The 9122-nt window shown below is 45.5% G+C and carries 8 protein-coding genes; 2 read left to right on the forward strand and 6 right to left on the reverse strand.

What is annotated here, in order from left to right:
* Window positions 1-324 precede the first annotated feature (324 nt).
* The 6 genes from fre to trxA all read right to left on the reverse strand — a co-directional run bounded on the left by fre (window position 325) and on the right by trxA (window position 6157).
* Window positions 325-1038, reverse strand: coding sequence for an NAD(P)H-flavin reductase (gene fre / locus AB4138_RS23375; RefSeq protein WP_017059251.1), 714 nt, complete (start codon window positions 1036-1038; stop codon window positions 325-327).
* Between the two features lie 20 nt (window positions 1039-1058).
* A complete protein-coding gene (locus AB4138_RS23380) occupies window positions 1059-1328 on the reverse strand; it encodes a 2Fe-2S iron-sulfur cluster-binding protein (RefSeq protein WP_008224727.1) in 270 nt (89 codons plus the stop codon).
* Window positions 1325-3166, reverse strand: a complete 1842-nt coding sequence (gene ubiD, locus AB4138_RS23385) for a 4-hydroxy-3-polyprenylbenzoate decarboxylase (protein WP_017059250.1) — start codon at window positions 3164-3166, stop codon at window positions 1325-1327. Before ubiD ends, AB4138_RS23380 begins: the two co-directional genes overlap by 4 nt.
* Before the next feature lie 98 nt (window positions 3167-3264).
* Window positions 3265-4260 (reverse strand): hypothetical protein, encoded by a 996-nt coding sequence (locus AB4138_RS23390; RefSeq protein ID WP_017059249.1) that lies wholly within the window; start codon window positions 4258-4260, stop codon window positions 3265-3267.
* Window positions 4261-4370: 110 nt separating this feature from the next.
* Complete coding sequence (rho, locus tag AB4138_RS23395; protein ID WP_017062978.1) at window positions 4371-5630, reverse strand: transcription termination factor Rho; 1260 nt, start codon at window positions 5628-5630, stop codon at window positions 4371-4373.
* Between the two features lie 200 nt (window positions 5631-5830).
* Window positions 5831-6157 (reverse strand): thioredoxin TrxA, encoded by a 327-nt coding sequence (trxA, locus tag AB4138_RS23400; protein ID WP_010440700.1) that lies wholly within the window; start codon window positions 6155-6157, stop codon window positions 5831-5833.
* Between the two features lie 111 nt (window positions 6158-6268).
* Between trxA and rhlB the strand changes: the two genes are divergently transcribed.
* Complete coding sequence (rhlB, locus tag AB4138_RS23405; protein WP_048610414.1) at window positions 6269-7579, forward strand: ATP-dependent RNA helicase RhlB; 1311 nt, start codon at window positions 6269-6271, stop codon at window positions 7577-7579.
* A 6-nt stretch (window positions 7580-7585) separates the two neighbouring features.
* Window positions 7586-9079, forward strand: a complete 1494-nt coding sequence (gppA, locus tag AB4138_RS23410) for a guanosine-5'-triphosphate,3'-diphosphate diphosphatase (protein ID WP_017059247.1) — start codon at window positions 7586-7588, stop codon at window positions 9077-9079.
* Window positions 9080-9122: the final 43 nt, after the last annotated feature.

A 9122-nucleotide genomic window follows, 5' to 3' on the forward strand; every position in this document is an offset into this window, starting at 1 on the left:
TTTAAATTGTTAAAGAGCTTAACTTCTTGAGCGTTCCTTTTAAGTAAGGAGCCTCTCGAAGTGGACGGCCATTCTAGCGAATTAACATTCAGTGTCAAACACTTTTTGAAAATTAATTTTTTGTCGCTTTCCGTCTTACTGATTCTTGCTGAAGCCTTGTGGCGTCTGCCGTCTCAGTGGTGTCGCATTATAGGGAACCCTCTCAGCTTAGCAACTACTTTTTCATGAAAAATGAATAAATAGGGGTTAACTGCCTAATAGTTCACCTAAACGTAAAAAAGAGAGCATTTCTGCTCTCTTTTTGCTCAAAATCTAAGGGTATTGTTAGATAAATGCGTAAGCATCAGCGTACATATGGTCACGCTTTGCTTCTTTATTCTGAGTAAATAGGTCTCTTGCAGCGCCCGCCATTTCAAAACGACCTGCAATATAGATATCGAAATCAGCTAATGATTCGAAACTTTGCATAACAGCCTCAAGCACATTACCTGTTTGGCCATGCCAAACTTCCGGTGCTTCTTCTACTACCGGTACAAAGTGCACATTGCTATGCTTTTCTGCAATGCCAACCAACTCTTCTTTAGCATATAACTGGCACTCATCTTTTGCGCCCCAGTATAGGTAGATCTCTTTCGAGCTATTTTGCGCGATGCAGTGATCAAGAATAGAGCGCACGTAGCTGAAACCCGTGCCACCAGCAATAAGTAATAGAGGGCGATCGCTTTCTTCTTTGATCCAAGCATCTCCGTGTGGAGCATCAATCGCAATATCGCCATCTTCAGCTTGTGCCTTCTTCATCGCTTCAACCACTTCTAGTGCGTAAGCGTTGTGCTCGGCAGCACCAATGTGCAGCTCAAGCTCACCTTCGTGGCGGCAAGGGCTACTTGCGATAGAGAATGGGCGCTTATCTTTCTCGCCCATTTCAACCATCAGGTACTGGCCCGCTTTAAAAGCGACCGGTGTTTCTGGGTGAAGTAGGATTTGGTAAGTATTACAAGCCAAAGGCTCGATAGACTTCACTTTACATTTAATAGTCATGTTCTTCCTCTTACTAACCCTTAATCGGCAAAGGTTAGAACTAAATTACTTTCTGCAAATGCTTGGCAAGCAAAAATCCAGCCTTGTTGCTGCTCTTTCTCTGTGAGCATGGGTTCAAGGTGGTAACTCACTTGCCCTTCTAATTTTTTGCACATACACATTGCGCATGCGCCAACTTGGCAACGGTTTGGGAAATAGATATCGCTGTTGAGCGCAGCATCCAAGACCGTTTGCCCTTTTTCTACTGTGAAACTGATGTTTTCTGGGTATAAGACTACTTGGTAGCTCATGAAATTCCTAGCTGTTCCCAGATGCTATCAATCTTTTTCACAACATCAGGATCTTTTGTGATTGGTACACCCCACTCACGCAGGCATTCACCTTCCCACTTATTGGTCGCATCGAGACCCATTTTTGAGTGTCCAGTTTCGTTCTGCAGGAATAACGTATCTCTCGCCGGATCCATTCTTGTCGTTACAGCCCAAATGATGTCATTCCAATCACTCACATTGACATCGCCATCACACACGATAACAAACTTGTTCTCATCAAATTGAGACCAAACCGCTTCCATGATTTTCTTACCATTACCGGCAGCTTGCTTATCAATAGACACCACAACCATGCTGGCATTGTCGTTTTGCAGGTGAACATCAATAATTTCAGGATGAACCTTGGTTAACTCAGCCAAGCTACCCTCAATATGTTCACTATTTACAGGTGCTGTTTGGACATCTGGCGATAACGCTAACTCTGCGTCCCACTTCTTAGTAATATCTAGACCCATCTTAGAACCTAACCCAACCACGGGTGAGGCAAAATCCAATGAATCGATCGGCGTGTTCTCTATCATCAGGCTATCGCGTGACGGATCCATATGTTCGCACATCGCTGCGGTTACTTGAGACCAATCACGTGCATTCACATCTTCATCACACACCAATACAAATTTGGTGTACATGAATTGGCGTAAGAAAGACCATACACCCATCATCACTCGCTTAGCGTGACCTGGGTATTGCTTCTTCATGGTCACGACTGCCATTCGGTACGAACAACCTTCAGGCGGTAGATAGAAATCTTCAATCTCTGGGAACTGCTTTTGAAGAATAGGCACAAACACTTCATTTAGCGCAACACCCAATACCGCTGGCTCATCAGGTGGACGGCCAGTATAGGTGCTGTGATAGATAGGGTTCTCGCGCATGGTTACATGAGTAATAGTAAACACATGGTGCTTTTCTTTCTCGTTGTAGTAACCAGTATGATCTCCGTAAGGCCCTTCATCTGCGAATTCATTCGGGTCGATGTAACCTTCCATCACGATTTCTGCACTTGCGGGAACTTCTAAGTCGTTGCTGATTGATTTAACGACCTCAGTTTTACTACCACGTAGTAAGCCTGCAAACGCGTACTCAGATAAACTATCCGGCACTGGCGTAACCGCACCAAGAATGGTGGCAGGATCAGCACCAAACGCTACCGATACTGGGAATGGTTTCCCAGGGTTAGTTTCCATCCAATCACGCAGATCCAATGCTCCACCACGGTGGGCTAACCAACGCATGATGATTTTATTCTTGCCGATCTTCTGCTGACGATAGATACCTAAGTTTTGGCGTTTCTTGTTTGGACCACGAGTAACCGTTAAACCCCATGTTAGCAATGGCGCGACATCATCAGCCCAACAGCTCATCACAGGGATTTTATCTAGGTCGACGTCATCGCCTTGCCATACCACTTGTTGGCAAGCCGCTTTGCGAAGGCGTTTAGCTGGCATGTTTAAGACTTGCTTAAACACAGGTAGTTTATCAAGAGCGTCTTTAAAGCCTTTTGGTGGCTCAGGTTCTTTTAGGTAAGCAAGCAACTTGCCCACTTCACGCAGTTCTTTGACTTCTTGACGTCCCATACCAATAGCAACCCGATTAGGTGTACCAAATAGATTGGTCAAAACGGGCATGTCATAGCCTACTGGATTTTCAAACAAAAGAGCCGGGCCACCAGCACGTAGAGTACGGTCGCTAATCTCGGTCATTTCGTAGTCTGGATCGACTGGGTGAGAAATGCGTTTCAACTGACCAATACTTTCAAGATGGTCGATAAAATCACGTAAATCTTTAAAACTCATAGGACTTCTACATGCTGATTATTCTGCGCTCAGTATATCAAAAAGGGTGACGCTGAGGTCCCCCTTTTTAGTGTGGTTATTGAGAGGCAAAATCCACTTTACGGTAATGCTTGCTCGATCAAAGAACTCTTCACCTGAGGGTTATCATTGACGAGATCTTGCAACCATCGCGTATGACCTTGTTTGGCGAGTTCACGCGCAACTAATGGTGCTTCATCAGCAATCGCCATCCTAGAGACAAGGAACAGCTTCACCTCTTCTGATAACGGGTTAACTTTGGTAAGCAAAGTAATCGCTTCATCTTTCAAACGCGGGTTCTTAGTCGCTGCCATCACCTGTTCAAGCGCGAACGTTTGTTTGGTTTCAGCAAGGCGAACTAGCTCAGCTTGGCTATGATAATCGGCCTTCATTCGCCATAGAATTTTGTAAACCTCTGGGTCTTCGCTCACTTGCGCTAATCGAACCACCACCTCAGTAGAAGGTAACCAACTAACAATAGAAGATGCGGTGAGTTGCTTAGTTAGGTAATCAACCGCTTCAGGAGACAAACTGTCTAGCTCTCTAATGAGCAACGCTTCTCGCGTTTGAACTTGATGTTCAGATCCAGATAACCACTCTTTTAGGTCGAGTTCCTGTTTCTCTGCATCTAACACAAACACCAATGTCTTCTGATCTTGACGCCATTGTTTAATAAGGCGATTAGCAATTGAAGGGTAATTAAAGGCAGGTACCGTAAACTCATAGCCATCGCCACGTTCTAAGACTTGATAAGTGGGCGTGATAGCAAGTTGCTGCTCGATGAAGATAGACATCTTGGGTGTGAGTACGATTTTTTGCTGTTCAAGCTTCTTCAAGAGTTGGTAACGAGCCACCTCTTGCTGGGGAAATGTCAGGCGCTCAAGCGCAAAGCGTAGCGAATTGACTTCGTCACGTACGACAAGCTCTAGTAGTTCAGCAGTTTTCAGTTTTACTTGATCATTCTCAAGCCAAGACTCTACTGTAAGTGGAGACATCTCGGTGGCATAGCTCATACCAACCGGTGAAAATAACAGTGAAGTAGACAGGAGTAATGATGACAACAGTCCATGTTGCATTTTAACGTCCTTGTAACACTTTTGCTCATTCTGCAAGCTGGCGCTACAAAATGCAAATAAAAAGCGCCACCCGAGGGCAGCGCTTATTAAATACGATCAGCTAATCAATATTACTGACGACGCATTGCGTCAAAGAACTCATCGTTCGTTTTCGTCATTGCTAGCTTGTCGATAAGGAATTCCATTGCGTCGATTTCGCCCATTGGGTGAACAATCTTACGCAGGATCCACATCTTCTGTAGTTCATCGTTCTTGGTAAGAAGCTCTTCACGACGAGTACCAGAGCGGTTGAAATCAATCGCTGGGAATACGCGTTTTTCAGCAATCTTACGGTTAAGGTGCAGTTCCATGTTACCTGTACCTTTGAATTCTTCGTAGATAACTTCATCCATCTTAGAACCAGTATCAACCAGTGCTGTTGCGATGATCGTTAAGCTACCGCCTTCTTCTACGTTACGTGCCGCACCGAAGAAACGCTTTGGACGATGTAGAGCATTCGCATCAACACCACCAGTAAGAACTTTACCTGATGAAGGAATCACAGTGTTGTAAGCACGAGCTAGACGAGTAATAGAATCCAGTAGGATAACTACATCTTTCTTGTGTTCAACAAGGCGCTTCGCTTTCTCGATAACCATTTCTGCAACTTGTACGTGGCGAGATGCTGGCTCATCGAATGTTGAAGCAACTACTTCGCCTTTAACTAGACGCTGCATTTCTGTTACTTCTTCTGGACGCTCATCGATAAGTAGAACCATTAGTTCACACTCAGGATGGTTACGTGCAATGCTTTGAGCAATGTTTTGCAGAAGCATTGTCTTACCCGCTTTAGGCGGAGCAACAATCAGACCACGCTGACCTTTACCAATTGGAGATGCAAGGTCAAGAATACGAGCCGTAATATCTTCAGTCGCACCATTACCCGCTTCCATCACCATACGTTCGTTAGCGTGAAGAGGAGTAAGGTTTTCGAAAAGAATCTTGTTACGTGCGTTGTCTGGCTTGTCGTAGTTAACCGTGTTTACTTTAAGCAGTGCAAAGTAACGCTCACCGTCTTTAGGTGGACGGATTTTACCGCCAATAGAGTCACCTGTACGTAGGTTAAAACGACGAATTTGGCTTGGTGATACGTAGATATCATCTGGGCCAGCCAGGTATGAACTGTCGGCGCTACGTAGGAAACCAAAACCGTCTTGAAGAATTTCTAGAACACCATCACCAAAGATGTCTTCACCACTTTTTGCATGCGCTTTAAGGATGGAGAAGATAATGTCTTGTTTTCTTAGGCGAGCTTGATTTTCAAGACCTAAGCTTTCGCTAAGTTTAACAAGCTCAGACACAGGTCTGTTCTTCAGTTCAGTAAGATTCATAGTGGTGGAAGTTTGTTTAGTCAAAATAGGATCTGTTTTCTTAAGTTAAGAAGGATTTGGTCACAGGATCGACCAAGAAGAGAAATTCGTTCAATTAACGTGCGATAAATTAGCACTAAAACTAAGACTAGTCCATAGCTTAGAAAAAACAAAACCGCGCATTTGTTAACTGCGCGGTTTCTTTTCAAAGGCTCACCTAATTAAAGGTTAGCGTCTAGGAACTCTTTAAGTTGAGTTTTAGACAATGCACCAACTTTAGTTGCTGCTACGCCGCCATCTTTGAAAAGAAGTAGCGTTGGAATACCACGAATACCAAACTTTGGTGGAGTTCCAGCATTCTGGTCGATATTTAATTTACCGATAGTGAGTTTGCCTTCGTACTCGTCTGCGATTTCATCAAGAATCGGAGCAATCATTTTACATGGACCACACCATTCTGCCCAAAAATCAACAAGAACCGGGCCTGCAGCGTTGATCACATCGTTATCAAAACCGTCATCAGTTAGCTGCAAAATCTTATCACTCATCTTCCACTCCAATGTATTTTTTAGAACTGGTTGGATGATAACCAGTAAATAGATGCCCTATTGGAATGTATTTACTTTCGTATTGCAAGCTTAAGCTGATATTCTATAGCAATGAAAAAGACGCATATCACAGAGCAAAAGTTCGCCGACTTGGATTTACTCCCGCAAGTCATTGAAGGATTGGAGAAAAAAGGGTTCGATTACTGTACCCCTATCCAAGCCTTGGCGCTCCCGGTACTGCTCACCGGCCAAGACATCGCAGGCCAGGCCCAAACGGGTACTGGTAAAACGCTAGCGTTTCTTACTGCTACATTCAACCACCTGCTAAAAACACCTGAGCATGAAGGCCGCAAGCCTAATCAGCCACGTGCGATTATTATGGCACCAACGCGTGAACTCGCGATTCAGATCTACAACGATGCTGACTCTCTGGTTGAAAGCACAGGTATCAAAGCAGCATTAGCTTACGGTGGCGAGAGCTACGACAAGCAACTAGGTAAGATCGAAGAAGGCGCAGATATCTTAATTGGTACGACTGGTCGCATCATCGATTTCTACAAACAAAAGGTATTTAACCTTAACCACATTCAAGCTGTTGTTCTTGACGAAGCTGATCGCATGTTCGATCTTGGTTTCATCAAAGACATCCGCTTCTTGTTCCGCCGTATGCCAGAACCTAAAGATCGCCTGAACATGCTGTTCTCTGCGACGCTGTCTTACCGCGTACAAGAGCTAGCGTTCGAACACATGCACAACCCAGAGCATGTTGTTGTTGAGCCAGAGCGTAAAACAGGTCACCGCATTCAGGAAGAGCTGTTCTACCCATCAAACGAACACAAAATGGCACTGCTGCAGACTCTAGTTGAAGAAGAGTGGCCAGAGCGCGCTATCATCTTCGCTAACACTAAGCACAAATGTGAGTCTGTTTGGGGTCACCTAGCTGCAGATGGTCACCGTGTTGGCCTGCTAACTGGCGATGTTCCTCAGAAGAAACGTGAAAAGATTCTTGAGCAATTCACTAAAGGTGATGTTGACCTGCTTGTCGCAACCGACGTTGCAGCACGTGGTCTACACATTCCTCAAGTAACACACGTATTCAACTTCGACCTACCTGATGACTGTGAAGATTACGTTCACCGTATCGGCCGTACAGGTCGTGCTGGTGCAAGTGGTCACTCGATCAGCTTTGCTTGTGAAGATTACGCAATCAACTTGCCACCAATCGAAGAATACATTGAGCACGCGATCCCTGTGTCTGACTACGATGCTTCTGCACTGCTAGAAGATCTACCAGCACCATTGCGCTTACGTACACGTAACCCGCAACAACGCCGCTCAAACAACAATGGCCCACGCAACGGGAACCGTAAACCAAACCAGAACCGTCGCCCACGCCAACCGCGTCATAACAAGGAAGCTTAGTCGCTTATGAGTCAAACAGTGTCACCCCCGCTTTACGCTGCAATCGACCTCGGGTCGAACAGTTTTCATATGCTCGTTGTGCGTCATATCGATGGCAGCGTACAAACCATGGCTAAAATTAAGCGCAAAGTGCGTTTAGCTGCAGGCTTAGATGAAAATAATGCGCTTAGTACAGAAGCCATGCAGCGCGGTTGGGACTGTTTGAGTCTCTTTGCAGAGCGACTGCAAGATATTCCGAAAGAAAATATCCGCATTGTCGGTACAGCGACCCTACGTACTGCTATCAATGTGGATATATTTCTAGAGAAAGCGAACCAGATCCTTGGTTACGACATCAATGTTATCTCCGGAGAAGAAGAAGCTGCGACTATCTATAAAGGCGTAGCACACACTTCTGGTGGCAGCGGCCGCCGACTGGTTGTTGATATTGGTGGCGCAAGCACCGAGATGATCATTGGTGAAGGCTTCTCAGCGAAAGCACTAACCAGCCTAAAGATGGGCTGTGTTACTTGGCTTGAGCGCCACTTTAAAAACCGCCAATTAACCGCTACCAACTTTAACAACGCCATTGAAGCGGCGAAGTCGACGTTGGCTCCTATCCTAGATAGCTACACTGATATCGGATGGGATGTGTGTGTGGGCGCCAGCGGTACCGTTCAAGCACTGCAAGAGATCATGTTGGCGCAAGGCATGGATGAAGTGATTACTCATGCCAAACTTAAGCGTCTACAGAAACAAGCGATGATTACTGAGCGCTTGGAAGAGCTAGAAATCGAAGGACTTACCCTTGAACGCGCATTAGTGTTCCCGAGTGGCCTTTCCATTCTTATTGCTATTTTTGAGTTGCTTGAAATAGATTCAATGACACTCGCAGGCGGCGCACTCCGTGAAGGCCTAGCCTACGAGATGGTTGATGAGCTTCGCCAAGAAGATATCCGAGCGCGTACCATTAAGAGTGTTCAATCACGCTACCAAATGGACGTAAGCTACGGTGAACAAGTTGCTGTAGTCGCACAAACGCTGCTAGACCAAGCGGGCGCCGAAGCGTGGGTTTCAGAACCTCAAGCTGGTGTGCTATTGCAAACGGCAGCTAAGCTTCACGAGATTGGTTTAACCATCGATTTCAAAAAAGGCGGTGAGCACAGCGCTTATCTGCTGCAAAACTTAGACCTACCTGGCTTTACTCGAGCGCAAAAGCACTACTTGGGTGAGTTAACTCGTCGCTACCGTGAACAGTTAACCTCATTACCAGAGCAACACGCTATCTCAGGCACCAGCAGCAAGCGTATTTTACGTATTCTGCGTTTGGCTATTTTGTTAACTCACCGTCGTAACCCAGCGCTAGAGCCTGAGTTCAAACTGACGACGAATGACAACAATCTAACCCTAACGCTTTCTAAGCAATGGTTAGCTGACAATCCGCTGACCGCTGCAGAGCTAGAGCTCGAGTCGAATAGACAAACCGATATTGGCTGGCCATTGAATATTAAATGCCTCTGATATTAGTATCTGACGCTAGAAATTAAAAAAGGTTCATCGCGGC

Source organism: Vibrio sp. 10N.286.52.C3, from assembly GCF_041468865.1.
Lineage (GTDB): Bacteria > Pseudomonadota > Gammaproteobacteria > Enterobacterales > Vibrionaceae > Vibrio > Vibrio crassostreae_C.

What these genes read in the sequence shown, in the direction of transcription:
- rho (WP_017062978.1), bottom strand. Translation starts at nt 5,630, where the DNA reads ATGAATCTTACTGAACTGAAGAACAGACCTGTGTCTGAGCTTGTTAAA.
- ubiD (WP_017059250.1), bottom strand. Translation starts at nt 3,166, where the DNA reads ATGAGTTTTAAAGATTTACGTGATTTTATCGACCATCTTGAAAGTATT.
- fre (WP_017059251.1), bottom strand. Translation starts at nt 1,038, where the DNA reads ATGACTATTAAATGTAAAGTGAAGTCTATCGAGCCTTTGGCTTGTAAT.
- AB4138_RS23390 (WP_017059249.1), bottom strand. Translation starts at nt 4,260, where the DNA reads ATGCAACATGGACTGTTGTCATCATTACTCCTGTCTACTTCACTGTTA.
- AB4138_RS23380 (WP_008224727.1), bottom strand. Translation starts at nt 1,328, where the DNA reads ATGAGCTACCAAGTAGTCTTATACCCAGAAAACATCAGTTTCACAGTA.
- trxA (WP_010440700.1), bottom strand. Translation starts at nt 6,157, where the DNA reads ATGAGTGATAAGATTTTGCAGCTAACTGATGACGGTTTTGATAACGAT.
- rhlB (WP_048610414.1), top strand. Translation starts at nt 6,269, where the DNA reads ATGAAAAAGACGCATATCACAGAGCAAAAGTTCGCCGACTTGGATTTA.
- gppA (WP_017059247.1), top strand. Translation starts at nt 7,586, where the DNA reads ATGAGTCAAACAGTGTCACCCCCGCTTTACGCTGCAATCGACCTCGGG.